Source organism: Pseudarthrobacter sp. PH31-O2 (genome assembly GCF_030063265.1).
Classification (GTDB): domain Bacteria; phylum Actinomycetota; class Actinomycetes; order Actinomycetales; family Micrococcaceae; genus Arthrobacter.
Window position 1 is genome coordinate 102738 of record NZ_JASIST010000011.1, and the last position, 24964, is coordinate 127701.

Consider the following 24964-nt stretch of genomic DNA (forward strand, 5'->3'; position numbering starts at 1 on the left):
GCCAGGCGGAAGACGGAAATGGCGGCGGCCCGCGCCGGTCAAGGCACTTGCCGCCGCCACACCGGCTAGTAGCGGTTGATGGCGGGGAGTTCCGGGACGGTCTTGATGACCTTGCCCGCGGTACCTTCCCAAGCCTTCTTGTAGGTGTCGTCCTTGGCAAACGCTTCGAGCTGGTCGTTGATCCAGCCGCGGAAGGCGGTGTCGCCCTTTTTCAGGCCGATGCCGTAAGGCTCCTTGGTGAACGTCTGGTCAGAAGCCAGCTTGAAGGCCTCCGGCTCCTTGTCGACAAATCCGGCGAGGATCACGTTGTCGGTGGTGATGGCTTCAACCTGCTTGTTGCGCAGCGGCTCAAGGCAGGCGGAGTAGGTTGCTGCCGGGACAAGCTCAGCTCCGTACTTCTCCACGATGGTGCCGGCCGGTGTTGAGCCGGTCACGGAGCAAACCTTCTTGCCCTTGACGTCCTCGGGCTTGGTGATGGAGGTGTTGTCCTTGTTCACCATCAGCGCCTGGCCGGCTTCGTAGTACGGTCCGGCGAAGTCGACCTCGTTTTTACGCTTGTCGCTGATCGTGTAGGTAGCGACGATGATGTCGACCTTGCCCTGCTTGATGAATTCCTCGCGGTTGGCGGACACCGTTTCCACCCACTCGATCTTGTCGGCGGGGATGCCCAGCTTGCCGGCGATGGCCTTGCCGATTTCGACGTCGAAGCCCACCGGCTTGCCGTCCAGGCCCTTCTGGCCGAAGAGCGGCTGGTCAAACTTGGTGCCAATGGTGATCTTGCCTGCCGAGGAGAGCTTCGCCATGGTGGTGTCGGCTGCAAAGCTCGGCTTCTCGGCGACCGGCGGGGCGCTGGTGGTGGTGCTGCTGCTGCCGCCGCAAGCGCTCAGGCCGAGGGCTACTGCAGCGGATGCTGCGATCAACAGGGATTTCCTACGGGTCAAAAATGCCTTCATGGCATTCCTTTCATTGGAGGGCCATTGGTGGACGGCCAGGATGCGAATCGTATGGTCGGCTAATGGGTCAACAGCTTGGACAGGAAGTCCTTGGCGCGGTCGGTTTTGGGATTGGTGAAGAACTCCTCAGGCGTGGCGTCCTCGATGATTTCACCGTCGGCCATAAACACCACGCGGTCCGCTGCCTTGCGGGCGAATCCCATCTCGTGCGTTACCACGATCATGGTCATGCCGTCCTTCGCCAACTGGACCATCACGTCGAGGACTTCGTTGATCATTTCCGGGTCAAGGGCCGAGGTGGGCTCATCGAAGAGCATAACCTTGGGTTTCATGGCCAGGGCCCGGGCGATCGCGACGCGCTGCTGCTGTCCGCCGGAAAGCTGGGCGGGGAGTTTTGGGGCCTGATGTCCGACGCCGACGCGCTCCAGCAGCGTCATAGCTTCCTTGTCGGCCTGCGCCTTGGACTCGCCCTTGACCTTAATCGGCCCGAGCGTGACGTTTTCCAGGATCGTTTTGTGCGCGAAGAGGTTGAAGGACTGGAACACCATTCCGACGTCGGCCCGCAGCTTGGCGAGGTCTTTGCCCTCGGCGGGCAGTTCCTTCCCGTCAATGGTGATGACGCCGTCGTCGATCGTTTCGAGGCGGTTAATGGCACGGCAGAGCGTGGACTTGCCGGATCCCGACGGTCCGATGACAACAACAACCTCGCCCTTGCGGACGTTCAGGTTGATGTCCTTCAGCACGTGCAACTGGCCGTAGTGCTTATTGACGGCATTCAGGGAGACGAGAGCATCGCCGGGCACTTGAGTAGTCATAAGAAGAATCTAGCGAACATCGGCGGCATATGACCGCAATCACTCCTACTTCCTACGGATCGTAATTGAAGAGATACCTGCAGGTCAGAGACTCTGGGGCAACCTCGGGTAACCTCCGGCGCTGCGGACCGGCACTGCGCGCAGCGGTGTCCCCGCGGGCTGAGCCGGTGGGCCGGGGCATCCGCGCTACCCTGTGGGCCGGGGCATCCGCGCTACCCTGTGGGCATGAGTACAGATTCGCAGCAGCACGATCAGCCGGCCGGCGCCGCAACGACAGCCGGCAACACACCCGGCGCAGGCGCCGGACAGCCGCCAGCCAGCGTTGGTGAGGCGCCGCCGGTCGCCGGGATCCGGCATAAGGGTCCGCTGGAATTGCGGCGCAAAGCTGCCAAAGTCACGATGTCCGACAGCACGCTGCTGGATACGAAGGGTCCGGGCCAGTTCGTCCACACCGACCCGTGGCGTGTCCTCAGGATCCAAAGCGAGTTTGTCGAAGGGTTCGGTGCGCTGGCGGACCTGGGCCCGGCGGTCAGCGTATTCGGCTCGGCCCGGACCGTACCCGGCAGCACTAACTACGAACTCGCCGTCGAAGTGGGACGTCAGCTGGCAGAAGCCGGGTTGGCCGTGATCACCGGCGGCGGCCCCGGTTCGATGGAGGCAGCCAATAAGGGCGCAGTGCAGGGCAACGGGGTGTCTGTGGGGCTCGGCATCGAACTGCCCTTCGAGCAGGGGATGAACCAGTGGGTGGACCTGGGTATCAACTTCCGTTACTTCTTCGCCCGCAAAACCATGTTCGTGAAGTACGCCCAGGGGTTCATTGTGCTCCCGGGCGGCCTCGGGACACTTGATGAACTCTTCGAGGCTATGGTCCTCGTCCAGACCCGGAAGGTCACCTCCTTCCCGATTGTCCTGATCGGCTCAGACTTCTGGGCGCCGATGCTGGCGTGGATTCAAAACACGCTGGTCTCCGAGGGAATGATGTCAGCGGAGGATCTGGACCTGCTGCAGGTCGTGGACGACCCGGCCCTGGCGGTCGCGCTGGTTGTGGAGGGCGCCGCACGGCACCGGAATCCCAACGGGACAAGCACCTCCAGCGGAACGGTAAACGGCTCCGGCCCAGAAACAGCCGGCGGCACGCGCGGCTGACCGCCCGCCCGCCCGCCGGAGGAGCGCCCGTCTGGCACGATGGGAGAGTGAGTTTTTTCCTGGTCCTTCTTGCGGTCGCGCTGACCGGCGCCGCGTTCCTCCTTGGCACCGGCAACGCGTCGAAGATCTTCCGCGGCCGCCGGGGCACAGACTCCGGCGAGCTGCACGCCCTCGATGACGGCTTCGACCAGCCGGTTGCCAACCTTCCGCCGGTGCTGCTTCCGGCCCAGGCCGTGCCGTCCGACGTCGACCGGCTGCGTTTTGCTGTGGCCCTTCGCGGTTACCGGATGGACCAGGTGGACGAGGTGCTCGATGAGTTGCGGGACCAGCTCGCCGCCAAAGACGGCACCATCGCGGATCTTGGCGCTGAACTCGCACGCCGTCGGCGGGAACCGTGAGAAGTGAACCGCCGCAGGCCCGGGCGCCGGCGGCCGAGCATGTTCCGGCCAGGCGGGGTGTAGCCGGGCTGGCTGTCGGGCTGGCTGCCCGGCTGGCGGGCTGGCCATGGTGGGCCCAGGTGGCCGGGCTCTACGCCGCCGCCCGGTTCATCAGTGCCTGCATTTTTACGGCCGCCGCCCTGCACCAGGGCCCCAATCCTTGGTTCCCGGCGAAGCCGGACTATTGGTCGTTCATAAATATCTGGGACGCCCGCTGGTATGGCGAAGCACTCCAAAACGGCTACCCGGACGTCTTGCCGACGGACGGTGCCGGAAACGTTCAGGAGAACGCGTGGGCGTTCTACGCGCTCTTTCCCATGCTGGGCCGGGTGGTCGCCGGGCTGACCGGAATGACCCCCGCGTTCGCCCTGACGCTTATTGCCATGCTCTGCGGTCTGGGTGCGGCACTTGTCATCTACCGGCTCTTCCGGCTCCGGGCCACACCCGGCGCCGCGCTGTGGGGAACGGTGTTGGTTTCCACCTTCCCGGTGTCGCCGGTGCTCCAGGTGCCCTACGCCGAGTCGCTGAACCTGCTGTTGCTGTCCACCGCCCTGCTGCTGGTGATGGAGCGCCGCTACCTGTGGGCCATGCCGGCCGTCGTACTGATGTGCCTGTCCCGGCCCACCGGGGTGCCGTTCGCCGCGATGCTGGGGATGCTGTTCCTCCTCCGGGTGTGGCAGCACCACCCCCGCACCCGCCGGCCGGCCCTCGGGGATGGTCCCGGGACCGGCGCCGCGGCGCGGTCCCTGGCGGCCACCCACAGCAGGACCGAACTCTGGTCGCTCGGCGGGCTGACGGCGGTTAGCGGAATCGCCGCCCTCGCCTGGCCGGCAATCGCCTGGTACGTTACCGGCGACCTGCAGGCCTATACAAAAACTGAAACCGTCTGGCGCGGCGAGGAATTGGTGCCGCTAAAACCCTGGTTCGACACCGGAATTCTGCTCTTCGGCCCGGTTATCGGGGTGCTGGCGCCTTTCGCTTTCGTTGCGCTGTTCGCGGCGGCCATGATGTCCCGCCCCGTGCGTGCGCTGGGCGCTGAACTGCGGCTGTGGTGTGTCTGTTACCTGGGCTACCTGCTGGTCTTCCTGCACCCCCAGACCAGTACGTTCCGGATGCTGCTGCCGCTCTTCCCGCTGGCCCTCAGCGCGGCCTTCATCTCCCGGTCCCGCGCTTACCGCGGCACCCTGGTGATTATGTTCCTGCTGCTGCAGATGGTCTGGATCGTGTGGCTGTGGGCCTGGGCGCCACTGCCCGGCGGAGGGGACTATCCGCCGTGACGCGGAGCACCTTTGGGCGCAGCCGGCCCGGTGCGGCGCGGCGCGTCGGAAAGTCCAGCGATTAGCTACAGCCGCGTTGTTACGCGATAATAGCTGGTAAGCAAGGACAAGAAGCAAACTGAGTATGTGGCCCTGGTGGTACCCATCACGGCTGCCGGGCAGCTTGATTGACTAAGCGGACGCAGCCCGGCCGGGCTGGTATGTCACTGGACTAATGGAGGGGATATTCCTTATGGCGGCAATGAAACCACGCACCGGCGACGGCCCGATGGAAGTTACCAAAGAAGGACGAAGCTTGATCATGCGTGTGCCGCTCGAAGGCGGCGGACGGCTCGTGGTCGAACTCAACTCCGCTGAAGCTGCCAATTTGAAGGAATGCCTCGTCGGCGTTACCGAATAGCTTCGCTGAATGCTCTGACAACGGGCGGGGTCCGCAGCCGGGTGGCTGCGGACCCCGCCCGCTGTTGTGGTGCGGGACCTGCCGGCCGCGTAACCGTGGAGCTGCCCTGCTACTTCTTGACTGCGACCAGCAGGCCGTCGCCGGTCGGGAGCATGGCTGAGGCGAGACGGTCGTCCTCACGGATGGACTTGCCCACCTGGCGGAGGATCACGGTGGTGGCCTCACGCGCGGCAGGGTTGGCGACGCGGTCCTTGTCCAGCGCATCGTTGACGATCAGCAATCCGCCGGACTTGAGCAGCCGGACTGCCTGTTCCACATAGCCGGGGTAGTTGGGTTTGTCGGCGTCAATAAAGACCAGGTCGTAGGCGCCGTCTGTCAGCCGGGGGAGGACGTCGCGGGCGCGGCCGGAGATGGTCCGTGTCCGGTTAGCCGGGCTGCCGGCCTCCTGGAACGCCTCCCGCGCGGCCTTGAGGTGTTCGACGTCGACGTCGATGGTGGTCAGGACGGCGTGCGGACCCAGCCCGCGCAGGATGCAGACTCCGGAGACCCCTGCGCCGGTGCCGATTTCGACGGCGGTCTGGGCCTTGGAAGCGGCAGCCAGGACGGTCAGGACAGCACCCACGCCGGGGCCGACCGGGGTGACTCCCAATTCGAAGGACCGTTCGCGCGCGTGCAACAGGACCTCATCCTCGGCAGGCAGATCTTCTGCGTAGGACCAGCTCGTAGACTTATCGGCGCTCATGGATTCGCTTTCTGGGCGGCAGGGGATAGTTCCCTCCAGCGTACTGGGTCAGGGGGGACCCGGCAGGCAGGCGCCACCGCTGGCGCGGTCACAGTGCACTCGCCGCCGTGGGCACGGCCGGCCGGCGCGGGCCGCCGGTTCTGCCGAGGGCGGAAGGGTGGCCGGCGTCAGGAAATTCCCAGAAAATTTTGAAAAGATGGATATCCGCTCATCCGCGTGGTGATCGGCGCCGAATCAAGGATGCCGGAGCTTGCAGCCGCAAGCACCGTCCACGGCGTAAGCACCATCCACGAGGGGAGCGGACAATGTCGGTAGTGGCAGCTGTCCCTGTAGCTGAAGAGTCCCAGGCCGCGGCGGAGGCCGTATGGGTCCGGCCCACCTGGGAGGAAGTGGTGACCAACCACTCCGCCAAGGTGTACCGGCTCGCGTATCGTCTCACCGGCAACAAGTACGACGCCGAGGACCTTACCCAGGAAGTATTTGTCCGGGTCTTCCGTTCGCTGGAGAACTTCAAACCGGGCACCCTGGACGGTTGGCTGCACCGGATCACCACGAACCTGTTCCTGGACCAGGCGCGGCGCAAAAGCCGGATCCGCTTCGACGCGCTGGCTGACGACGCAGAATCCCGCCTGCCCGGCCGAGAGCCCGGCCCGGAACAGAGCTTTGAATTCAACAACCTGGACGTCGACGTGCAGGCTGCCCTGGAGGAACTCCCGCCGGACTTCCGTGCCGCCGTCGTCCTCTGCGACCTTGAGGGGCTCTCCTATGACGAGGTCGCCGTCGCTTTGGGCATCAAGCTCGGTACCGTCCGCTCCCGGATTCACCGCGGGCGCACCATGCTTCGGGAGAAGCTGGCCCACCGTGACCCGAGGCCGCCGCAGTCCGCCAAGGCGTCGCTGAAGCCGCGGCTGAAGATGCCGCGCATTGCCGGCCTCCTCTGAACCAGGCGATGCGTCTGCTCCAGCGACTGCTCCGCTTTCCGCACAAGCGTCGGAGCCGGCACCGGGACTCATGCCCGGACTGCCAGCTGCAGAAGCGCCGGGAACGGCAGTACCTGGAGCGGCTGCGCGGAGCGGACGTGCCCGTGGCCAGCAGCGACCTCACTGCACGACTGCTGGCGCGCACCGCGGAACTCGCCAGCGCTGAGCAGCCGGACCGCCGTCCGCCGTCAACGGTCCCTGGCCGCCGCCCCGTGCTGCGTGCCTCGGCGATCGCGGCCGGCAGTGCTGCGGCCGCCGCGGCCTTGCTCGGCGGATCGGCCTATCTGATGGGCGCCGACCCTGCCCAGCGGCCCGGCGTCGCGCCCGCCACAGCGTTTTTCCAGCAGGATCCTGCTGGTTTCGGGGCCGATGCCATGGACGGAGCGTCCGGCGCGCCAGCGGGCTGGAGCCTCACCGGCGAACCCGATTTCACTCCGGCCGGCTCGCTGAGCACGGCCCAGCTGACCATGCTGCGCTCCGAGGGGTGGTCCTGCCCCGTGCTCCGTGAACTCGGCTACCACCTGATCTGGGCCAGGGGCCGGGTGCTGACCGGCGGCGACGTTGTGGAGCTGCGCCTCACGGACGGCCGGCATTTCACCACCATCCTCGAACAGCACGGCGCTCCGGACCGGCAGCGCGGCCCGGCAGGGCAGTCCGGCTTTCCTGAAACCGCCCCGCCACTGAACCCGCTCACGGGCCACCCGGCACCACTGGACGGCTTCACCTCAGCGGTGTTGCCTGCGGGGAACGCCGCAGCGGGCGTGGAGCCAGGGGTTGGCGCGAGCCAAGGCAGCCTCTGGGTAAATCATGCCGCGCCCTTCGCTGCCATCTACAAGGCGGACCAAACTACCTTCACCTACGTCTCGGACCAGCCCGCGGAGCGGACAGGCGAGGCCGTGGCCGCCCTGGTCCGGGCCCGTAACTTGGCCGTCGGAACGGCCGCCGGCCAGGGCCAGGAACCGCAGGGAACGATCCACGGCCCTGCGACGGCGGACGTCGGCGGTCCGGAGTCCGGGCCCGGGCACGATTTCATCAGCCGGATGGAACGGGGCATGGGCAGGATTCTGGAGTTGCTGGCACCGTGACGTGCGGATTTGGTGGGGTCACGCGCCGGGTATTCCGGCCGAATCGTCGCGGCCCCGCGTGAGAGGGTAATCTTCGTACAATGCTTGGAATCAATGGACCGGAGTTCCTCCTTCTGCTGATCATCGGCCTTCTGGTGATTGGCCCCAGCAGGCTGCCCGAATACACTCAGAAACTTGCCAACATCGTTAAGGAAGTCCGGCGGATGGCGTCGGGGGCCAGAGAGCAGATCAAGGACGAAGTCGGCATCGACATCGACGACGTTGACTGGAAGAAATACGATCCCCGGCAGTACGATCCGCGCCGGATCATCAAAGAGGCGCTGCTTGACGATGACACCAAGCCGGTCAGCGGCGGCGCCCCGGCGGCGGCAGTAGCCACCGTTGCGGCAGCTGCGTCGGTTCCCCGGCCGGACCGAATTGTCGAGCGGCTCCCGGACGGCGAGCAGGCGCCCTTCGACTCGGAGGCTACTTAACTGGCTGCAGGCCCAGCGACTTTCCGTTGAGCCCGCGCGGGATGGCACCGATTCTGCCGGCAATGTCCAGCAGCGCCGCGGCGGCGGGAGTTTCGGGCCTGCCCAGCACCAGCGGGACACCGGTGTCGCCCCCCTCCCGCAAGAGAATGTCCAGCGGAATCTGTCCCAGCAGTGGAACATCAGTTCCCACAGTCGCTGAGAGCCGCTCGGCCAGCATGGCGCCGCCGCCACTGCCGAACAGCTCCATCCGGCCGCCGTCGGGCATTTCAAGGTAGGACATGTTCTCCACAACACCGGCGACGACTTGGCCGGTCTGGGTCGCGAGGGCACCCGCCCGCTCGGCCACATCCGCAGCAGCGGCCTGGGGAGTGGTCACCACGAGGATCTGGGCTTGGGGCAGCAGCTGGGCCACGGAGATGGCGATGTCACCGGTGCCGGGCGGAAGGTCCAGGAACAAGGCGTCGAGATCGCCGAAGTAGACGTCGGTGAGGAACTGCTCCAGCGCCCGGTGCAGCATGGGCCCGCGCCAGGCGACAGGCTGGTTGGCGGTGACGAACATACCGATCGAGATGACTTTGACCCCGTAGGCGACCGGCGGCAGGATCATGTCATCGACCCGGGTGGGGGACTGGGTGATGCCCATCAACGCCGGGACGGAGAAACCGTAGACGTCGGCATCGACGATCCCCACCCGCAGGCCACGTGCCGCGAGGGCGCAGGCGAGGTTTACCGTCACTGAGGACTTGCCGACGCCGCCCTTGCCGCTCGCGACGGCGTATACCTTGGTCAACGATCCGGGGTCGTTGAACGGGATGCCGCGCTGGCCGCCGGCACCGCGGAGCTGGTCCTTGAGGGCGTCGCGCTGTTCCTGGGTCATGACTTTCAGCTCGACTTCGACGCCGGTGACGCCCGGCACGGCGGACACCGCCGACTCGCAATCGGCGGTGATGGTTCCGCGCAGCGGGCAGCCGGCAATGGTCAGGAGCACCGCGACCCGTACCTGCCCGGCCGCGGAAATCTCCACCGCTTCCACCATGCCCAGTTCAGTGATCGGACGGCGGAGCTCGGGATCGATGACGGTGGCGAGTGCGGCCTGCACTGCCCCGGCCAGCGGGGAGTCCGGGACGCTGCCCGGGGTGGTGCTGTCCTGGCTGAAGTTCATGCGGTAAGTGCTCAGTTCTCGGGGAGTACGGGGGGCGCCGGCGCGCCGGCATGGTCCGCGCCGGCGTTGTTCTGCTGTTCGGCCAAGGCGCCGGACTTCTTATTTGCCCTGGGCTTGCTCTCAGACCGGACCCGGGGGATCTGCTGGGTCCGGGGACTGCGCTGTTTGTCGCGGCGTTCCTTCAGTTTTTCCTTGACCTTGTCCCGCGGCGACTCGTGAACACCTGCGGACGGATCGTGGGTGCGCAGTTCCTCCTGTGCTTCCAGCATGTCCTCCAGCAGGCTCCGCAGCTCGGCCCGGACGTAATCGCGGGTGGCGACTTCGCGCAGGGCGATCCGCAGCGAAGCGAGTTCCCGGGTCAGGTATTCGGTGTCGGAGAGGTTCCGCTCTGCCCGCTGGCGGTCCTGCTGCAGGGAGACGCGGTCACGGTCGTCCTGCCTGTTCTGGGCCAGCAGCAACAGCGGCGCGGCGTAGGAGGCCTGCAGTGAAAGCATTAAGGTCAGCAGGGTGTACCCGAGGGCCCGGGAGTCGAACTGCCATTCGGAGGGCGCGAATGTGTTCCACCCCAGCCAGATGACGACGAACACCGTCATGTAGACCAGGAACTGCGGGGTGCCCATAAAGCGGGCGAACCCTTCAGTGGTCTGGCCAAAGGCGTCCGGGTTGGGGGAGAACTTCGGCAGGATCCGCTGGCGGCCGCTCAGGGGCGTATCGAGGCCGCCCCTGTCGGCTTTGCTGCCCGGCCGTGCCTGGGGGTTCCGTGCTGCGCTGATATCAGCCAATGCGGCCTCCAAGCTTCCTTATCGGGACATCGTCCTCGTGGGCGCGCCAGTCATCGGGCAGCAGATGATCCAGCACATCGTCAACAGTCACCGCCCCTACAAGCCGACCGTCGCTGTTAACAACGGGGAGCGAGTTGAGGTTGTAGGTGGCCAGCGTCCGGGCCACCTCGCTGATGTGCGCGAGGTCCGAGACCGGTTCCAGGGTCTTGTCCACGAGGTTGCCCAGCGGTTCGGGCGGTGGAAAGCGGAGCAGCTGCTGGATATGGACGACGCCCAGGAAACGGCCCGTAGGCGTCTCCAACGGGGGCCGGGCAATAAAGATCGACGACGCCAGGGCGGGTGAGAGTTCTTCGCGGCGCACATGGGCGAGGGCTTCCGCGACGGTGGCTTCGGGAGGCAGGATGACCGGGACCGGGGTCATCAGGCCGCCGGCGGTGTCCTCGTCGTATTCAAGCAGCCGCCGGACGTCTTCTGCGCCTTCGGGTTCCATCAGTTGCAGCAGTTCTTCGGCCTGGGCGCTGGGAAGCTCCGCGAGGAGGTCGGCGGCGTCGTCCGGGTCCATTTCCTCCAGCACGTCTGCCGCGCGGTTCACGTCAAGGGCGGAGAGGATCTCGACCTGGTCGCCTTCGCGCATCTCCTGGAGGACGTCGGCCAACCGTTCGTCCTGAAGTTCGCTGGCGACCTCGAAGCGGCGCTTGTCGCTCATTTCCTGGAGCGCCTCGGCAAAGTCGGCAGGCTTGAGGTCCTCGTGGGTCGCGACGAACTGGGTTGCTGCCTGGGGTTCGGTGTGGGCGCCCTGCTGCGCGTCGGCCCAATCGATAATCATGGTCTCGTTGCGGCGGAGCCGGCTCAGCGGGGAGAGGGAATGCCCGCGGCGGACAAAAAGCTTGCTGACAAACCAGTCGCCGGAGCGGTGCTTGTCCATCGCGATGTCCTCGATTGTGGCATCTCCGCTGCCGTCGGCGAGGGTCACACGGCGGTCGAACATTTCGGCTACGACGAGGGTTTCGGCTCCGCGCTGTTCGAAACGGCGCAGGTTTACCAGTCCGGTGCAGATGACCTGGGTCTGGTCGATCGAGGTGATCCGAGTCATCGGCACAAAGACGCGCTTCTTGCCCGGCACCTCAACGACGATGCCCACAACGTGCGGCGCGCCCCGGGAACCTCGGGAGAGCACCACAACGTCACGCAGCCTGCCCAGGCGGTCGCCCAGCGGGTCAAAGACGTCGAGTCCGAGGAGGCGGGCAACAAACACCCGCGAAAGATTTGTGCTCACCTGTACAGGCTACCGAGTCCGCTCTCTTTTAGCTGAATTTACAGCCGGTGCCCAGCCGGATAGGTAAGAATGGACCTATGTCAAACATTTTTGGTGCTCCCAGGGCCGGCGCTCGCACCGGCCCGGACGAGGCCCGCAGTGTCCCCAAGGGGGACACCGTTGGTTCCTACAACTCCTACCTGGATGCCCAGAAGGCGGTGGACTACCTCGCTGACCAGCAGTTTCCGGTGCAGATGGTCTCGATCGTGGGCAACGATTTGAAGATGGTGGAACGGGTCACCGGCAGGTTGACGTACCCCCGGGTGGCGCTCTCCGGTGCGCTGAGCGGCATGTGGTTCGGCCTGTTCGTCGGCATTATGCTCTCGTTCTTTTCCACGACCGACGGTGCGTTCTCGATTATGACGTCGGTGCTGATGGGTGCGGCATTCTTTATGCTCTTCGGCATCGTCACCTACGCCATGCAGCGGGGCAAACGGGACTTCACCTCCACCAGCCAGGTCGTGGCCACCAACTACGACGTTGTGGTTTCATTCGAGGCGGCGAACGATGCGCGCCGGCTGCTGCACCAGCTTCCGATGACGCAGCAAGACGCCGCCCGGCCCGCCGGCGCGGCCGGCTACTCCCAGCCCGAGCACCAGCACCAGCCGCACCAGCAGCCGGGCCGGCAGCAGGGGCCCGGGCCGCAGCGGCCCGCTGGCTGGAGCGACCCCTACGGCCAGCGGACCCCCGACGCCGGCGGCGACCCGCGCGAGCAGCCCGGCAACCAACCGGCCGCCGGCCAGCAGTCCGGTCCGTCCCAGCAGGGAGCCGGCACCGCCTCCGGCAAACCGGCAGGGGAAGAGGAACCTGTCAAGGCTGCCGGGTTCGCGTATCCGGACCTGCCGGACGGCCGCCCGCAGTACGGCGTCCGCGTCGACGACGCGGCCAAGCAGGAGCCCGGTGGCGGCGGCCCGCACCACTGACCCGCAATGCAGAAGGCCTCCCCCGAGATGATCCGGGGGAGGCCTTCTGCGTGTCACCGGCGGTTACTGACCGCCGGCGGCGAGCTACGCCGTCGCGTCCGCTTCCTGGTAGATGCCCGCCATCCAAGACTCAACGTCGTCGGCCTTGCGGGGCAATGCCGCGCTGAGGTTGACCGGACCGTCGGCGGTCATCAGGATGTCGTCCTCAATCCGGATACCGATTCCGCGGTACTCCTCGGGAATGGCCAGATCCTCGTCCTTGAAGTACAGCCCGGGTTCGATCGTGAAGACCATGCCGGCGGTGAGGACGCCGTCGAGGTACAGCTCCCGCTTGGCCTGGGCACAGTCGTGCACGTCGAGGCCCAGGTGGTGGCTGGTGCCATGCGGCATCCAGCGGCGGTGTTGCTGGCCTTCCGGACTGATGGCTTCCTCGACCGAAACCGGCAGCAGGCCCCAATCGGCCAGCCGTTCGGCCAGCACGGTGGTGGCGGCAGTGTGGATGTCGCGGAACTTGGTGCCGGGCTGCGCGGCAGCGAAGCCGGCGTCGGCGGCGTCCAGAACGGCCTCGTAGACCTTGCGCTGGACCTCGGAGAACGTGCCGTTGGCCGGCAGGGTGCGGGTGATGTCAGCGGTGTAGAGCGAATCCGCTTCGACCCCGGCGTCGAGCAGTAAGAGTTCGCCTGCCGTGACCTTGCCGGTATTCCGGGTCCAGTGCAGCACTGTGGCGTTGTTGCCGGAGGCCGCAATGGTGTCGTAGCCGAGCTCGTTGCCTTCTTCCCTCGCCCGGGCAAAGAATGCGCCTTCAACGACCCGCTCGCCGCGCTGGTGGGTCAGGGCACGCGGCAACGACTTGACCACCTCGGTGAATCCCTGCACGGTGGCCGCGACGGCGGTCTGCATCTGGCCGATTTCCCATTCGTCCTTAAGCAGGCGCAATTCGGAGAGCGCCTCGGTGAGTTTCTCATCGAGGGCGTCAAGGGCGCCCAGATCCAGGTTGTCCGGGTCCTTGGCCGTGTTGTAGCGGGCAGTGTCCACCAGGGCGTCGACGTTTTCGTCCGCCTTCCGGACCAGCCGGATGGAGATCCCGCCGATTTCGGGGGCTCCCACGTTTTTGGTGATGCCCACTTCGAGTTCGCTGATCTCAGCGGTCGCCAGGCCAAGGCGGGCCTTGAACTCGGCCAGGGTGGGACGGGTACCGATCCAGAATTCGCCGGACCGGGAATCTGCGTAGAACTGCTCGGTGTCGCGGCCGGCGAGCGGACGGAAATACAGTGTCGCGAGGTGGTGGCCGCCGTCGTCGCCCTTGCCTGCCTCCACGGGTTCGAGGATCAACACGGCATCGGGTTCGTGGTCCAGCCCCAGGCCCGTGAGGTGCGCGAAGGCCGAGTGCGGGCGGAACCGGTAGTCGCAGTCGTTGGAGCGGACCTTCAGCGGTCCGGCGGGGATGACCAGGCGTTCGCCTTTGAACTGCTCGGAAATGGCGCGCCGGCGGGCGGCTGCATGGTTGGCGACGGCATCGCGTTCCGGGAGCTGCTCCTGGGACGGTGCCCAGTTGCTGGCCATAAACGCTTTGAAAGCATCGGAACTGGGCCGCTGTGAGCGGTTGTTGACGCGCTCGTCGAGGGGCTGGGAAGCGGAGACTTGGGTGTTATCTGCATCGTTCACGCATCCATAGTCTCACCAGCACAGCGGCTTAGGCCAACAGCCCGACGGCGGTTGGCCCGGACGCCGCGGCCACGATCTACTAGGCTGGTGCGGTGAGGATTGACCTGCATGCCCACTCGAACGTATCCGACGGTACCCAGGCGCCGGCAGCGGTGATGGCTTCGGCGGCGGAGGCGGGGCTGGACGTCGTCGCCCTGACCGACCATGATTCCACCGGCGGCTGGGCGGAGGCCGGAGCCGCCGCGTTGGCGTACGGGGTGGCGTTGGTTCCCGGCATGGAGATCTCCTGCCGGACGCCGGAGGGGATCAGCGTCCACCTGCTCTGCTACCTGCACGACCCGGCGCACGCCGGGCTGCTGGAGGAAATTACCAAGGCGAAGGATGCCCGCTTCACCCGGGCCGAGCGGATGGTCAGCCTGCTGGCGGAGGACTACCCGCTGAGCTGGGACGATGTCATCCACCACGTGGCGCCCGGCGCTACCCTGGGCCGGCCGCACATCGCCGACGCCCTCGTCGCCGCCGGCGTGGTCGCGGACCGCACCGAAGCCTTCGAATCGATTCTCACGTCCCGGTCACGCTACTTTGTGCAGCACTACGCCCCGGACCCGGCAGCCGCCGTCGAACTCGTCCGGGACGCCGGCGGGGTGCCGGTGTTCGCCCACCCCGTGGCGTCCGCCCGCGGGCGGATCGTGGGCGAGCGCGTCTACCGGGAAATGATCGACGCCGGGCTCGCCGGACTGGAAATCGACCACCGGGACAACCCCGAGGAGGGCCGGGCATTCCTGCGCAAACTTGCGGACCGGCACGGGCTGCTGGTCACCGGCTCCTCCGACTATCACGGGTCCGGGAAACCGAACCGGCTAGGCGAGAACCTCACGGCGCCGGAGGTCCTTGCCCGGATCGAGGAACAGGGGACCGGGACGTCCGTGGTGCGCTGACCCCCCGCGGATGCGAGCTTAGGTGCCCGGGAAGACGCTGAAGCTGGCGTGCGGGGCCAGCCTTTTGGACATGACGTCGATGGCCGGCTGGTTCTGGTCCACGCAGACGAACTTCCGGTCGAGTTTCGCGGCGACGGCACCCAGGGTCCCGGAGCCGGCGAAGAAGTCCAGGCACCAGTCGCCGGGCCGGCTGGAGGCGGCAACCACCCGGCGGATCAGGCCTTCGGGTTTCTGCGTCGGATAGCCGGTTTTCTCCTTCCCAGTGGGGGAGACGATCGTATGCCACCAGACGTCGGTGGGCAGCTTGCCCAGTTCGCGTTTGGCAGCGGTGACGAGCCCGGGGGCCATGTACGGCTCCCGGTCCACCTCGGCGCTGTCGAAGTGGTACTTCGTGGGGTTCTTGACGTAGACCAGGATGTTGTCGTGCTTGGTGGGCCAGCGGTATTTGGCCCGGGCGCCGTAGTCGTAGGCCCAAATGATCTCGTTCAGGAAGCACTCACGCCCGAAGATGGCGTCGAGCATCACCTTGGCGTAGTGCACTTCGCGGTAGTCCAGGTGCAGGTACAGGGTGCCGTCATCGGCCAGCAGCCGCCACGCCTCCACGAGCCGGGGTTCCAGGAAACTCCAGTAGTCGCTGAACGCGTCGTCGTACTTGTGCAGCGCACCCTTGATGGTGTCGTAAGAGCGTCCCTTGAACCCGACCCGGTCGCCCTCACCGCCGGCATTAAGCACCATCCTGGTTTCCTGGCGCTTCTGGACCCGGCCGGTGTTAAACGGAGGATCCACGTAAATGAGGGTAAAAGCGCCGTCCGGCAGCGTCGGGAGGTAGTCGGCGTTGTCCGCGTGTACCACCAGATTGCTGCCGTCCGGCGCCCAGACGGTGTCAGCCATATAAGGGTTTAGGCCTCGGTGCTGCTTGCCGGTGCACCGGCCTGGGACTCGCCCGCCACCACTTCGCCATTATGGCGGCGGGTGCGGGTGCGGCGGCGTGCGCGCGTCGCACGGTCGACCTCGGTCGGTGCGCTGGCTGCGGCTTTGGCCGGGGTCTCAGCTGCGGGACCCGTGCCGGCGTCAGCTTCGGCCGGACGACGACGGCGCTCGCCCGAGCGTCCGCTGTCCTTGGCGCCGCCGGTGCCGCCGCTGCGGCGGGAATCATGGGCGCTGTCCCGTCCGCCGGTGCCGCGGCTGCCGCCGCCGCTGCGGGCGCTGTCGCGTCCGCCGCCGGCCTGACCGCCGCGGGGAGTGTTCTTCTTTCCGGTCTCGCCCAGGTCCTCCAGGACCTCGGCATTGACACCGGCGAGTACACGTTTGTCCCGGGGCAGCCGGCCCTTGGTGCCTGCGGGAATGTCGAGCTCCTCGAAAAGGTGCGGGGATGAGGAGTAGGTTTCCACCGGCTCCGGGACACTCAGGCCCAGGGCCTTGTTGATCAGGCCCCAGCGGGGCATGTCGTCCCAGTCGACGAAGGTCACGGCCGTGCCCTTGTTGCCGGCGCGGCCGGTGCGGCCCACCCGGTGCAGGTAGATCTTTTCGTCTTCAACGCACTGGTAGTTGATGACGTGCGTGACATCATCGACGTCGATGCCGCGGGCTGCGACGTCGGTGGCGACGAGGACATCGACCTTATTGTTGCGGAAGGCACGCAGGGCCTGCTCGCGTGCGCCCTGGCCGAGGTCGCCGTGGATGGCGGCCGCAGCGAAGCCGCGGTCCACCAGTTCCTCGGCGACTTTGGCGGCGGTGCGCTTGGTCTTGGTGAAAATGATGGTGCGGCCGCGGCCGCGGGCCTGCAGGATCCGGGCCACGACCTCGATCTTGTCCATGCTGTGGGCACGGTAGATCAGCTGCCGGATGTCGCGCTTGGTCAGTCCCTCGTCGTCTGGGTCCGCGGCACGGATGTGGGTGGGCTTGGTCATGTATCGCCGTGCCATGGCGACGACCGGGCCGGGCATGGTGGCGGAGAACAGCATTGTCTGGCGGACCGGCGGGGTGCCGGCGATGAGGGTCTCGACGTCGGGTAGGAAGCCGAGGTCCAGCATCTCGTCGGCCTCGTCCAGGATCACCATCTTGACGTTCTTCAGGACGAGGTGCTTTTGCTTGTAGAGGTCGATGAGGCGTCCGGGCGTACCGACAACAATTTCGACGCCCTTCTGCAGCGCCTCGACCTGCGGCTCGTAGGCACGGCCGCCGTAGATGGTGGTGATCCGGGCGTTGCGCTTGCGGGCGGCATTCTGCAGGTCGCCGGCGACCTGGACGGCCAGCTCACGGGTGGGCACAATCACGAGGGCCTGCGGGGCGCCAGGGGCCGGGAGCAAGTCGTAGCCGGCGTCGTCGGGTCCGACGACGCGCTGCAGGGCCGGGATGCCAAAGCCGAGGGTTTTGCCCGTTCCGGTCTTGGCCTGGCCGATAATGTCGTGGCCGCCAAGGGCTACCGGCAGGGTCATGGCCTGGATCGGGAACGGGTGGGTGATTCCGGCGTCGGCGAGGGATTCCACGATATCGGCGCGGACATTGTAGTCGGCAAAGGTCTTCTCGGCGATCTCGTGCGGCTTTTCGTCCGAGATGATGGTTTCTTCCGGTTCGATCGTTTCCGTGCCGGATTCGTCGGTCAGAAGCTGGTGCGTGTGCAATTCACTCACTAGGGGAGATTCCTTATTCATTTTGGGCTGCGCTGCATGCTCAACGGGCCGGCCGGGTGGCCGTTCCGGAGCACGCTCAGAAGCGCAAGCAATTCCAGTGGAAGCCGATCGCGGGCTATCTAGATGCTGGCACTGGGGACCAGCGGGTGTATCTCAAGATCGCGTAGGGGCGGGCTTGTTGAATTCGAAAATGAAGGAAATCAACGACCGGGCATCCATATCTACCCTTCCAGTCTAGCCGCACACGGCCCGGAAACTCGACGGCGGCCACTGACGGCGCGGCAAGGCCGCCGATCGCTCAGACGGCCAGCTCCAGCCGGACCTCACGGGTGGTGATGTCGGCCGCGACCACCCGCACCCGGACCTGGGTGCCGGGTTCCAGATCGCCCGGGCAGCGGGCAGTGACGGCGGGTTCGGCGATTTGCACGATTCCGGCGGGCCCGCCGGTGGTGCCGGCGGCATTGGTGCCGTTTTTGCCGGTGCTGTTCTTTCCGCTCCTGGCGGGTTTAGCGCCGGAGATCACGACGGCGTCGAACTCCTGGCCAACGTGGTTGACCAGCAGCGCCGCCTCCACGGTATCGAGGGAGAGGCGCTCCAGCCTGGCGGCCAGCTGGTCCGAGGCTGCCATGATCGACGGGAGCGACGGCAGGGCTTCCCGGGCCCAGGCCGGGACAGCCGTGCCGTTGCTGAGCGCCTCGCAGATCACCAGGACAAAGCGGTCCACCAGGCGTCGGAGCGGGGCCGTGGAGTGGGCGTAGGCGGCGCCGATGGCTGCCTGGACCGCGGCCCCGGGCACCGTGCCATCGAAGGGCGTGTAGCCCGCGCCGCGGAACAGCATGCCGGCCGAGTGCACGATCGCCAGCTGCCGCGGATCCGTGGGATCCAGGGTGCGCAGGTATTCGCCGTAGCTCATGTCGGCGTTCCAGGGCCTGCCAAGGGCGCGGGTCTGGCGGTGGAAATGAGCCAGCGACGCTTCATCCGGCGCCGGCATGGTGCGCAGGATACCGACTTTGCCTTCGAGCATGATCCCTGCTGCGGCCATTCCCGTCATCAGCGAAATCTGGGCGTTCCAGTCTTCCACGGGCAGCGGCGGGGCAGCTACAATCCGGTAGCCGCCGTCAGGCAGCTGTTCGATTTCCTGTTCGGGCATGTTCAGGCTGGCGCCGCCGCGGAGCCGTTCGAGCTCTACCCGCTTCATCCCGACTTCCTTGAGCAGCTCCAGCAGCGGCGCGGCCGTGCCGGCGTCGAGGTCGGCCTGGACACCCCGGTAGCTGAGTTTGGCCCGGCTACGGACTGTGGCACGGCGGACCAGCACTTCCGACACCTCCGCGGTGGTGTCCAGCTCGAATTCCCACACAAAGGCGGCACACCGTTGCCCGGCCAGCAGGCTTCCGGCTTCTTCGCTGATGACTTCCGGGTGCAGCGGGATCCGGCCGTCCGGGGTGTAGTACGTTTGGACGCGACGGCGGGTCTCGGCGTCGAGCGCTCCGCCGGGGACAACAAAGGAGGGGACATCGGCGATCGCATAGAAGACCTTGTATCCCGCGCCGGAACGGTCGATGAAGAGGGCCTGGTCCAGATCGGTGGAAGACGCAGGATCGATGGTCACAAAGTCGATGTGGGTGAAATCCAGCTCCGGCAGTTCGTGTCCGGCGACGGCTTCCTTCGCTTCCCGCAGCGCGTCCTCGGGGAACGGTCCGGGCAGCTCCAGGGTTGTGCGCAACGCGTTGAGTGCCTCGGCAAGGAGGCTCTCCTGCTGGTGGACATTCGGGGTCAAGCGATGCTGGGACACGGAAATCAGAGTAGCTTCATTTGCACTATTAGTCTTGGACCATGAGCAGATTCCCGGCTGATCCCGCCCGCTACAACAGCTTTCTGAGGGATTTGTTCGGCGTGATGGCCTACACCGAACTCTCCGCTTTCGAGCGGCTCTCCTCCGACGCACGGTACGCGCCCACCCTGCACGACCGGGCAGCGCTGGGACGTATCGCCGTGATCGAGTTCCAGCACTACGAACTCGTCAGCTCCAGGCTCGAAGCCATGGGCCTGGACACCGAGGAAGCCATGCTGCCGTTCCAGCCGTCGGTGGACCACTTCCATAAACGCACCCGCCCGGCGGACTGGCACGAGTCCCTCATCAAGGCGTACGTGATCGACACCGTTTCCGCCGACGCCTACCGCGCCATGTCCCGTTATCTCGACGCAGGCACCCGTGCCGTGGTGGAGCAGGTCCAGGCCGGCGACGAAGCGGCAGCGGTGCTGCGGGAACGGCTCCGGGCCGCCCTCGCAGATGACCCGAAGCTGGCGTCGCGGCTGGCACTGTGGGCCCGGCGACTGCTGGGGGAGGTCCTCAACCAGGCGCAGCGGATGAGCTTCGAGCACGCCTTCGCCGACCGGCTGATCGGCGCGGATGAGGACGGGCCGAGGGAGCTTGTCCGAGCCCTGCTGCGGGAACTGGCAGCGAACCACGCACGCCGGATGACGCAGCTCGGCCTTGCCGGCTGAGCAGGCGGGCCTTAGCGTTCCGCGGCGTCGAGGGCGGCAAGCAGGGCCCGGGCTGCGCCCTCGGGATCGGTGGCCTCGGTGATCGCGCGGACCACGACGATCCTGCCGGCGCCCGCGGCCACCACTTGCTCCACATTGCCCAGGTCGATGCCGCCGATCGCGAACCACGGCCGCGCGCCCCAGAGGTTCCCCGCAGCCTCGCTCCCGGCAGTTCTCCGCTGCTGGGCCTCTGACCCGCCGATCGCGTCCGCCGCGTAGCGGACGAGGTCAAGTCCGACGGCGGCGCGGCCCGGCTTTGTGGGGGTGGCCCATACCGGGCCAACACAGAAGTAGGTCAGACCGTTCCGGCCGGAAGTTGCGGCTATCGCGGCGTCCACCTGGGCCGGAGTGTGGGTGGACAGCCCGATAGCGGTGTCCTGGCCGAGGATGTCCCGCGCCGCCCCGAACGGGATGTCCTTTTGCCCGATATGGAACACCGGCGCCCCGGCCAGGGAAGCGAGGTCTGCCCGGTCGTTGACTGCCCAAAGCCGGCCATGACGGCGGGCCGCCTGCTGCAGGACCGCCAGCAGTTCCAGCTCCTCGGCGGCTTCCAGGGATTTGTCGCGCAGCTGGATGATGTCGACGCCGCCAGCAAAGGCCGAGTCCACGAAGTCTGCAAAGTCGCCGCGGTCCCGGCGCGCGTCGGTGCAGAGATAAAGGCGGGCGGTGGTGTGGGCGGCATCCTGGCTCATGTTTCCAGCCTAGTTCCTCTACACTGGGCCAATACCGCGGGAGCCCGCCGCCGTCCACGCCACTGGCGACCGGCAACGGCAGGCTGAGAGGGCGTAGCAGCCGACCGCTTGACCTGATCCGGTTAGTACCGGCGTAGGGAAGGAATCCTCTATGGACGGCACCTTCGTCCCCGGCACGGCCCGTGAAAGCGACGCAACCTCGGCTGCGGCCGCCGCGGATGACCTCAAAAACCCCGAATGTTACGACGTGGCCGTGATTGGCGGCGGCGTTGTTGGCCACGGGATCGCCTGGGCGGTGCGGCGCTCGGGCCGATCTGTCGCGTTGATCGACGACGCCCCCGGAACAGGAGCCAGTTGGGCTGCCGCCGGCATGCTTGCCCCGGTGAGCGAACTGCACTACCAGGAAGAGGCCCTCCTGGAGCTTATGCTGGAATCCTCCCGCCTCTGGCCGGCATTCGCGGCCGGACTGGACGGCGCCGGGGGCGGAACGGGGGGCTCCCGGACGGGCTACCTCACCACGCCGACCCTCGCCGTGGGTGTCGACGCCGCCGACCGCCGGGCGCTCGCGGACCTGCGCACCGCCCAGCAGGCTGCCGGCCTCAGCGTCGAGCCGCTGACCGTCCGTGCGGCACGAAGGCGAGAGCCGCTGCTGAGTCCGGGCATCTCCTGCGCCTTCGATATTCCCGCCGACCACCAGGTGGACCCGCGCCTGCTGCTGGCCCGGATCAGGGAACTGCTGCGCACCGACAGCCGCTCCACCACCATCGCCAGGCGTGCCGGCGGGCTGTTCTGGGAGCAGGGTCGGGTGGCTGGCGCCAGCCTCATCGGCGGCGGTTCCATCCGGGCCAAGGACACCATTGTGGCCAACGGCCTTGGCGCCGCCACACTTGAGGGGCTGCCCGCGGGGCTTGAGTTTCCCCTGCGGCCGGTCCACGGGGACATCCTCCGGCTCCGCGTCCCGGCGAAACTACGGCCGCTGCTCACCGCCACGGTGCGCGGGCTGGTGCGCGGGGTGCCGGTCTACATCGTGCCCCGGCAGGACGGCACTGTGGTGATCGGCGCCACCCAGCGCGAAGACGCGCTCGGCGACGACAACCCGGATGCTGCCACCCAAGCTGGTGTCCCGGGCCGGGCGGTGTCCGCCGGCGGTGTTTACCAGCTGCTGCGTGATGCCCAGCAGCTGGTCCCCGCCGTCGCCGAACTGGAATTGCTGGAGGCCACTGCCCGGGCCCGGCCGGGGACCCCGGACAACGCGCCGCTGCTGGGCCGGGTGGCGGCGCGGGGGCGTCCGGGGGAAATTGCCGGTTTGATGATAGCGACCGGCTTTTTCCGGCACGGCATCCTGCTCACACCCGCCGCCGCGAGGATCTGCTGTGAGTTGCTGGACGGAACCGTGGATTCCCGTTGGAAGCACTTCCGCCCGGACAGGTTCGCCACCGGCAGTCAAACCAGCAGACCGGCCGCAGCCGGCGCCCGGAGGCCGTCCCCGAAGATCATCACCCATCCGAACACCCACCCTGAAGAAAACAAGGAAGCGGTATGAACATCACCCTGAACGGAACCGGGCACTTTCTCCCGGACGGCGCCTCGGTCAGCCAGCTGGTCAGCCAGGTTACCGGCCGGCCGCTGGCGCCCAACGGCCACTCAGTCGACGGCGGGAAACTCGGGGTCGCCGTCGCCCGCAACGCGGACGTGGTCCCGCGCAGCCAGTGGTACACCACAGCGCTCGTCGACGGTGACGACCTCGAACTGGTCACGGCGGTGCAGGGAGGATGAGCGGCAGGGAGGACACCACACTCGCCGGGGCGCCGGGAATTTCACCGGCCGCCGCGGACCCGTTCACGGTCGACGGTGTACAGCTGGGGTCCCGGCTGATTATGGGAACCGGCGGGGCGCCTAGCCTTGACGGTCTGGGTGCCGCGCTGCTGGCGTCCGGCACCGAACTGACCACCGTGGCGATGCGGCGCTATTCGCCGGCAGAATCGGGGTCGTTGTTCCAGCTGCTGTTGGACCACAACATCCGGGTGCTGCCGAACACCGCGGGCTGCTTCACCGCCAGGGATGCCGTCCTCACTGCCGAGCTGGCACGGGAAGCCCTCGAAACGGACTGGGTAAAGCTGGAAGTCATTGCGGACGAGCACACCCTGCTGCCGGATGCGGTGGAGCTCGTCGAGGCCACCGAGCAGCTTGTGGGCCGCGGGTTCAAGGTCTTTGCCTATACCAACGACGACCCGGTGCTGGCGCTGCGGCTGGAAAACCTCGGCGCCGCTGCCGTGATGCCCCTCGGCGCGCCGATTGGCACCGGCCTGGGCATCTTGAACCCGCATAACATCGAACTGATCGTCGCCCGTGCCTCCGTGCCCGTGGTCCTTGACGCCGGGATAGGGACCGCCTCCGATGCAACCCTGGCCATGGAGCTTGGCTGCGACGCCGTGCTGCTGGCCACGGCGGTGACCCGGGCACAAAATCCGGCTCTGATGGGCGAGGCGTTTAGACACGCGGTGATCGCCGGACGGCTGGCCAAACGCAGCGGCAGGATCCCGCGGCGGGAGCACGCGCTGGCATCATCGGCCATGGAAGGCCGTGCCGAGTTCCTCTAGGTGCGTCGGGCGGGTCCCGGGGCGGAACCCGGCCCAGCCGACGTGCCGGGACCTCGCTAGTAGCGCAGGATTGCGGTCAGCCTGGCAGTATCGCGGCTGGTGCGGTTTCGACCCAGGTACAGCACGGACGCCGTGGCGGCGGCTGCGCCCAGCAGGATGGGCAGTATCCACGGAATCCAGCTCAGTCCCGACTGATAGCCCAGCCCCGCGGCGCTAAAAAGAATCCAGCTCAGCATCCCCACCGTGAGAGATGCCCCGGCGGGCACCGAGATGCCGTACTTGGCGTGCCGCTTGTCATTGGCCCACACGACAAAACCAGCAGCGACGGTCACCAGGACCACCACAATCAGGGACAGCATGTTCGGACTCCTTGCGGGTTGGGTCTGGGGCCGGGCAGCACGGCGCTGCCCGGCGTCACAGCTGGTGCCTAGACCGCGCCGAAACCTACGCGGCGCACTTCCTCGGCGCCGATCTCGACATAGCCCAGGACGTTCGCGGGAATGATGATCAGGCGGCCTTTTTCGTCAGTCAGGCGCAGCTCCGTGCCCTTCGCGATTGCTTCGCCGACCACCTTGGCTACGGCGTCGGCTTCCTGCGCCGATTCCAGGACAATTTCGCGGCCGATGTTCTGAATGCCGATCTTTACTTCCACAGCAAGGCCTCCCAGCCAATCAAAGTTCTTAGGGTGTTATGTCTATTTGTAGCCTAGGTTTCCTTGGGGAAGCGGGAGATTCCGCGCCAAGCTAAACGGTAGATCAGATCGCTTGCCACATCGAGGTCGAGGTTACCGTCAGTTTCCAGCCAGTAGCGGGCGCTCACCTGCGCCAGCCCGGCCAGTCCCCGGCCCAGCAGTTGGGCCTCCAGCTCCGGCAGCTTGGTGTCCTCGGCGATGACCTGCCCAACGGCGTCGGCAAAAGTCTTGTTAAAAGCCTCCAGCCGGGCGCTGACGTCGACGTCATTGACCAGGTCGGATTCGAAGACAAGACGGTGGGCCTGGTCATCGCTGGCGATGAAGCGGAAGTAGGCCCGCATCACAGCCTGGACGCGCTCGTCGTTATCCGTCGTGGAATTCAGGGCACCCAGCAGCAGCCCGATCAGGATGCTCAGCTGGCTGTCCAGGAGGGCCAGATACAACTCACGTTTGGACGGGAAGTGCTGGTACAACACGGGCTTACTGACATGGGCAGTCTCCGCAATCTCGTCCATCGCGGCGCCGTGGTACCCGTTGGCGACAAAGACTTCCTGGGCCGCCGCGAGCAGCTGCGCCCGGCGTTCGTCACGGGGAAGCCGCGCCGATCGCGATCCGCTGCGGGCCGGGACGTTGGGGGACTTTCCGGCCTGCCCCTGCTCAACGGGTGCCTGGTGAACCACTGTAGGCCTACTTTCGCTTGCTGTTACGACT

At 66.8% G+C, this 24964-nt stretch carries 27 protein-coding genes and 1 riboswitch; of the genes, 13 read left to right on the forward strand and 14 right to left on the reverse strand.

Annotated features, from left to right (window positions below; genetic code table 11):
- Positions 1-65 precede the first annotated feature (65 nt).
- Positions 66-953, reverse strand: coding sequence for a glutamate ABC transporter substrate-binding protein (locus tag QMG72_RS15590; RefSeq protein WP_253032297.1), 888 nt, complete (start codon positions 951-953; stop codon positions 66-68).
- 59 nt (positions 954-1012) lie between these two features.
- Positions 1013-1768 (reverse strand): amino acid ABC transporter ATP-binding protein, encoded by a 756-nt coding sequence (locus tag QMG72_RS15595; protein WP_226776105.1) that lies wholly within the window; start codon positions 1766-1768, stop codon positions 1013-1015.
- Positions 1769-1993: 225 nt separating this feature from the next.
- Between QMG72_RS15595 and QMG72_RS15600 the strand changes: the two genes are divergently transcribed.
- The 4 genes from QMG72_RS15600 (at position 1994) to QMG72_RS15615 (ending at position 5028) form a co-directional block, all read left to right on the forward strand.
- Positions 1994-2914, forward strand: a complete 921-nt coding sequence (locus QMG72_RS15600; RefSeq protein ID WP_282359648.1) for an LOG family protein — start codon at positions 1994-1996, stop codon at positions 2912-2914.
- Positions 2915-2961: 47 nt separating this feature from the next.
- The gene (locus QMG72_RS15605) at positions 2962-3312 is read left to right on the forward strand and encodes a DivIVA domain-containing protein (protein WP_226776107.1); all 351 of its coding nucleotides are present in this window, start codon (positions 2962-2964) and stop codon (positions 3310-3312) included.
- Between the two features lie 68 nt (positions 3313-3380).
- Positions 3381-4628, forward strand: a complete 1248-nt coding sequence (locus tag QMG72_RS15610; RefSeq protein WP_502934667.1) for a putative hexosyltransferase — start codon at positions 3381-3383, stop codon at positions 4626-4628.
- A gap of 232 nt (positions 4629-4860) precedes the next feature.
- Positions 4861-5028 (forward strand): DUF3117 domain-containing protein, encoded by a 168-nt coding sequence (locus QMG72_RS15615; protein WP_160664543.1) that lies wholly within the window; start codon positions 4861-4863, stop codon positions 5026-5028.
- Between the two features lie 109 nt (positions 5029-5137).
- Here QMG72_RS15615 and QMG72_RS15620 read toward each other — a convergent pair whose 3' ends face one another.
- Positions 5138-5770, reverse strand: coding sequence for an O-methyltransferase (locus QMG72_RS15620; RefSeq protein ID WP_282359646.1), 633 nt, complete (start codon positions 5768-5770; stop codon positions 5138-5140).
- 305 nt (positions 5771-6075) lie between these two features.
- On the opposite strand from QMG72_RS15620, the gene sigE reads away from it, so the two are divergent.
- The 3 genes from sigE to QMG72_RS15635 all read left to right on the forward strand — a co-directional run bounded on the left by sigE (position 6076) and on the right by QMG72_RS15635 (position 8308).
- Positions 6076-6711, forward strand: coding sequence for an RNA polymerase sigma factor SigE (gene sigE, locus QMG72_RS15625; RefSeq protein ID WP_253032303.1), 636 nt, complete (start codon positions 6076-6078; stop codon positions 6709-6711).
- A gap of 8 nt (positions 6712-6719) precedes the next feature.
- Positions 6720-7835 (forward strand): hypothetical protein, encoded by a 1116-nt coding sequence (locus QMG72_RS15630; protein WP_282359645.1) that lies wholly within the window; start codon positions 6720-6722, stop codon positions 7833-7835.
- A gap of 80 nt (positions 7836-7915) precedes the next feature.
- Positions 7916-8308, forward strand: coding sequence for a twin-arginine translocase TatA/TatE family subunit (locus QMG72_RS15635; RefSeq protein ID WP_226776111.1), 393 nt, complete (start codon positions 7916-7918; stop codon positions 8306-8308).
- Here the strand turns inward: QMG72_RS15635 and QMG72_RS15640 are convergent.
- From QMG72_RS15640 to QMG72_RS15650, 3 genes are read right to left on the reverse strand one after another with little or no spacing between them, the layout of a single operon-like run.
- Positions 8301-9470 carry an Mrp/NBP35 family ATP-binding protein gene (locus tag QMG72_RS15640; protein WP_283480988.1) on the reverse strand — a complete coding sequence of 390 codons (1170 nt, stop codon included), beginning with the start codon at positions 9468-9470 and terminating at the stop codon, positions 8301-8303. The genes QMG72_RS15635 and QMG72_RS15640 overlap by 8 nt on opposite strands.
- 11 nt (positions 9471-9481) lie before the next feature.
- On the reverse strand, positions 9482-10264 hold the full coding sequence (locus tag QMG72_RS15645) for a DUF1003 domain-containing protein (RefSeq protein WP_226776113.1): 783 nt from the start codon (positions 10262-10264) through the stop codon (positions 9482-9484).
- Positions 10245-11528 carry a magnesium transporter MgtE N-terminal domain-containing protein gene (locus QMG72_RS15650; protein WP_226776114.1) on the reverse strand — a complete coding sequence of 428 codons (1284 nt, stop codon included), beginning with the start codon at positions 11526-11528 and terminating at the stop codon, positions 10245-10247. Before QMG72_RS15650 ends, QMG72_RS15645 begins: the two co-directional genes overlap by 20 nt.
- Before the next feature lie 77 nt (positions 11529-11605).
- Between QMG72_RS15650 and QMG72_RS15655 the strand changes: the two genes are divergently transcribed.
- On the forward strand, positions 11606-12490 hold the full coding sequence (locus QMG72_RS15655) for a YflT domain-containing protein (protein ID WP_283480991.1): 885 nt from the start codon (positions 11606-11608) through the stop codon (positions 12488-12490).
- A gap of 84 nt (positions 12491-12574) precedes the next feature.
- Here QMG72_RS15655 and QMG72_RS15660 read toward each other — a convergent pair whose 3' ends face one another.
- Positions 12575-14155: an aminopeptidase P family protein gene (locus tag QMG72_RS15660; protein WP_226776116.1), complete on the reverse strand. Its 1581-nt coding sequence runs from the start codon at positions 14153-14155 to the stop codon at positions 12575-12577.
- Between the two features lie 92 nt (positions 14156-14247).
- On the opposite strand from QMG72_RS15660, the gene QMG72_RS15665 reads away from it, so the two are divergent.
- A complete protein-coding gene (locus tag QMG72_RS15665; RefSeq protein ID WP_282359642.1) occupies positions 14248-15093 on the forward strand; it encodes a PHP domain-containing protein in 846 nt (281 codons plus the stop codon).
- 18 nt (positions 15094-15111) lie between these two features.
- Here QMG72_RS15665 and QMG72_RS15670 read toward each other — a convergent pair whose 3' ends face one another.
- The 3 genes from QMG72_RS15670 to QMG72_RS15680 form a co-directional block, all read right to left on the reverse strand.
- A complete protein-coding gene (locus QMG72_RS15670) occupies positions 15112-15984 on the reverse strand; it encodes a DNA-methyltransferase (RefSeq protein WP_226776118.1) in 873 nt (290 codons plus the stop codon).
- A gap of 8 nt (positions 15985-15992) precedes the next feature.
- Positions 15993-17726: a DEAD/DEAH box helicase gene (locus tag QMG72_RS15675; protein ID WP_282359641.1), complete on the reverse strand. Its 1734-nt coding sequence runs from the start codon at positions 17724-17726 to the stop codon at positions 15993-15995.
- A gap of 298 nt (positions 17727-18024) precedes the next feature.
- Positions 18025-19518: an RNB domain-containing ribonuclease gene (locus QMG72_RS15680; RefSeq protein WP_283480994.1), complete on the reverse strand. Its 1494-nt coding sequence runs from the start codon at positions 19516-19518 to the stop codon at positions 18025-18027.
- A 41-nt stretch (positions 19519-19559) separates the two neighbouring features.
- On the opposite strand from QMG72_RS15680, the gene QMG72_RS15685 reads away from it, so the two are divergent.
- Positions 19560-20231 (forward strand): ferritin-like fold-containing protein, encoded by a 672-nt coding sequence (locus QMG72_RS15685; RefSeq protein WP_282359639.1) that lies wholly within the window; start codon positions 19560-19562, stop codon positions 20229-20231.
- 11 nt (positions 20232-20242) lie between these two features.
- Here QMG72_RS15685 and thiE read toward each other — a convergent pair whose 3' ends face one another.
- Positions 20243-20962 (reverse strand): thiamine phosphate synthase, encoded by a 720-nt coding sequence (thiE, locus tag QMG72_RS15690; RefSeq protein WP_283480995.1) that lies wholly within the window; start codon positions 20960-20962, stop codon positions 20243-20245.
- A gap of 26 nt (positions 20963-20988) precedes the next feature.
- Positions 20989-21120, forward strand: a riboswitch (TPP riboswitch).
- Between thiE and thiO the strand changes: the two genes are divergently transcribed.
- From thiO to QMG72_RS15705, 3 genes are all read left to right on the forward strand, one after another.
- The gene (thiO, locus tag QMG72_RS15695; RefSeq protein ID WP_283480997.1) at positions 21114-22505 is read left to right on the forward strand and encodes a glycine oxidase ThiO; all 1392 of its coding nucleotides are present in this window, start codon (positions 21114-21116) and stop codon (positions 22503-22505) included. Its footprint overlaps the riboswitch before it by 7 nt.
- Positions 22502-22738, forward strand: a complete 237-nt coding sequence (gene thiS / locus QMG72_RS15700) for a sulfur carrier protein ThiS (RefSeq protein WP_226776124.1) — start codon at positions 22502-22504, stop codon at positions 22736-22738. Before thiO ends, thiS begins: the two co-directional genes overlap by 4 nt.
- A complete protein-coding gene (locus QMG72_RS15705) occupies positions 22735-23562 on the forward strand; it encodes a thiazole synthase (RefSeq protein WP_283480998.1) in 828 nt (275 codons plus the stop codon). The genes thiS and QMG72_RS15705 overlap by 4 nt, the downstream gene beginning before the upstream one ends.
- Before the next feature lie 56 nt (positions 23563-23618).
- On the opposite strand, the gene QMG72_RS15710 is transcribed toward QMG72_RS15705, so the two are convergent.
- The 3 genes from QMG72_RS15710 to QMG72_RS15720 all read right to left on the reverse strand — a co-directional run bounded on the left by QMG72_RS15710 (position 23619) and on the right by QMG72_RS15720 (position 24933).
- Positions 23619-23921 carry a hypothetical protein gene (locus tag QMG72_RS15710; RefSeq protein ID WP_226776126.1) on the reverse strand — a complete coding sequence of 101 codons (303 nt, stop codon included), beginning with the start codon at positions 23919-23921 and terminating at the stop codon, positions 23619-23621.
- Between the two features lie 68 nt (positions 23922-23989).
- Positions 23990-24214 (reverse strand): DUF3107 domain-containing protein, encoded by a 225-nt coding sequence (locus tag QMG72_RS15715; RefSeq protein WP_226776127.1) that lies wholly within the window; start codon positions 24212-24214, stop codon positions 23990-23992.
- A 53-nt stretch (positions 24215-24267) separates the two neighbouring features.
- Positions 24268-24933: a TetR/AcrR family transcriptional regulator gene (locus QMG72_RS15720; protein WP_226776128.1), complete on the reverse strand. Its 666-nt coding sequence runs from the start codon at positions 24931-24933 to the stop codon at positions 24268-24270.
- Between the last annotated feature and the right edge of the window lie 31 nt (positions 24934-24964).

Excerpts from the sequence above, each read along its gene's own strand:
- thiO (WP_283480997.1), top strand. The coding sequence starts at position 21,114 with ATGGACGGCACCTTCGTCCCCGGCACGGCCCGTGAAAGCGACGCAACC.
- thiS (WP_226776124.1), top strand. The coding sequence starts at position 22,502 with ATGAACATCACCCTGAACGGAACCGGGCACTTTCTCCCGGACGGCGCC.
- QMG72_RS15655 (WP_283480991.1), top strand. The coding sequence starts at position 11,606 with ATGTCAAACATTTTTGGTGCTCCCAGGGCCGGCGCTCGCACCGGCCCG.
- QMG72_RS15595 (WP_226776105.1), bottom strand. The coding sequence starts at position 1,768 with ATGACTACTCAAGTGCCCGGCGATGCTCTCGTCTCCCTGAATGCCGTC.
- QMG72_RS15685 (WP_282359639.1), top strand. The coding sequence starts at position 19,560 with ATGAGCAGATTCCCGGCTGATCCCGCCCGCTACAACAGCTTTCTGAGG.
- QMG72_RS15615 (WP_160664543.1), top strand. The coding sequence starts at position 4,861 with ATGGCGGCAATGAAACCACGCACCGGCGACGGCCCGATGGAAGTTACC.
- thiE (WP_283480995.1), bottom strand. The coding sequence starts at position 20,962 with ATGAGCCAGGATGCCGCCCACACCACCGCCCGCCTTTATCTCTGCACC.
- QMG72_RS15635 (WP_226776111.1), top strand. The coding sequence starts at position 7,916 with ATGCTTGGAATCAATGGACCGGAGTTCCTCCTTCTGCTGATCATCGGC.
- QMG72_RS15705 (WP_283480998.1), top strand. The coding sequence starts at position 22,735 with ATGAGCGGCAGGGAGGACACCACACTCGCCGGGGCGCCGGGAATTTCA.
- QMG72_RS15600 (WP_282359648.1), top strand. The coding sequence starts at position 1,994 with ATGAGTACAGATTCGCAGCAGCACGATCAGCCGGCCGGCGCCGCAACG.
- QMG72_RS15590 (WP_253032297.1), bottom strand. The coding sequence starts at position 953 with ATGAAGGCATTTTTGACCCGTAGGAAATCCCTGTTGATCGCAGCATCC.
- QMG72_RS15670 (WP_226776118.1), bottom strand. The coding sequence starts at position 15,984 with ATGGCTGACACCGTCTGGGCGCCGGACGGCAGCAATCTGGTGGTACAC.
- QMG72_RS15620 (WP_282359646.1), bottom strand. The coding sequence starts at position 5,770 with ATGAGCGCCGATAAGTCTACGAGCTGGTCCTACGCAGAAGATCTGCCT.
- QMG72_RS15710 (WP_226776126.1), bottom strand. The coding sequence starts at position 23,921 with ATGCTGTCCCTGATTGTGGTGGTCCTGGTGACCGTCGCTGCTGGTTTT.
- QMG72_RS15640 (WP_283480988.1), bottom strand. The coding sequence starts at position 9,470 with ATGAACTTCAGCCAGGACAGCACCACCCCGGGCAGCGTCCCGGACTCC.
- sigE (WP_253032303.1), top strand. The coding sequence starts at position 6,076 with ATGTCGGTAGTGGCAGCTGTCCCTGTAGCTGAAGAGTCCCAGGCCGCG.
- QMG72_RS15630 (WP_282359645.1), top strand. The coding sequence starts at position 6,720 with ATGCGTCTGCTCCAGCGACTGCTCCGCTTTCCGCACAAGCGTCGGAGC.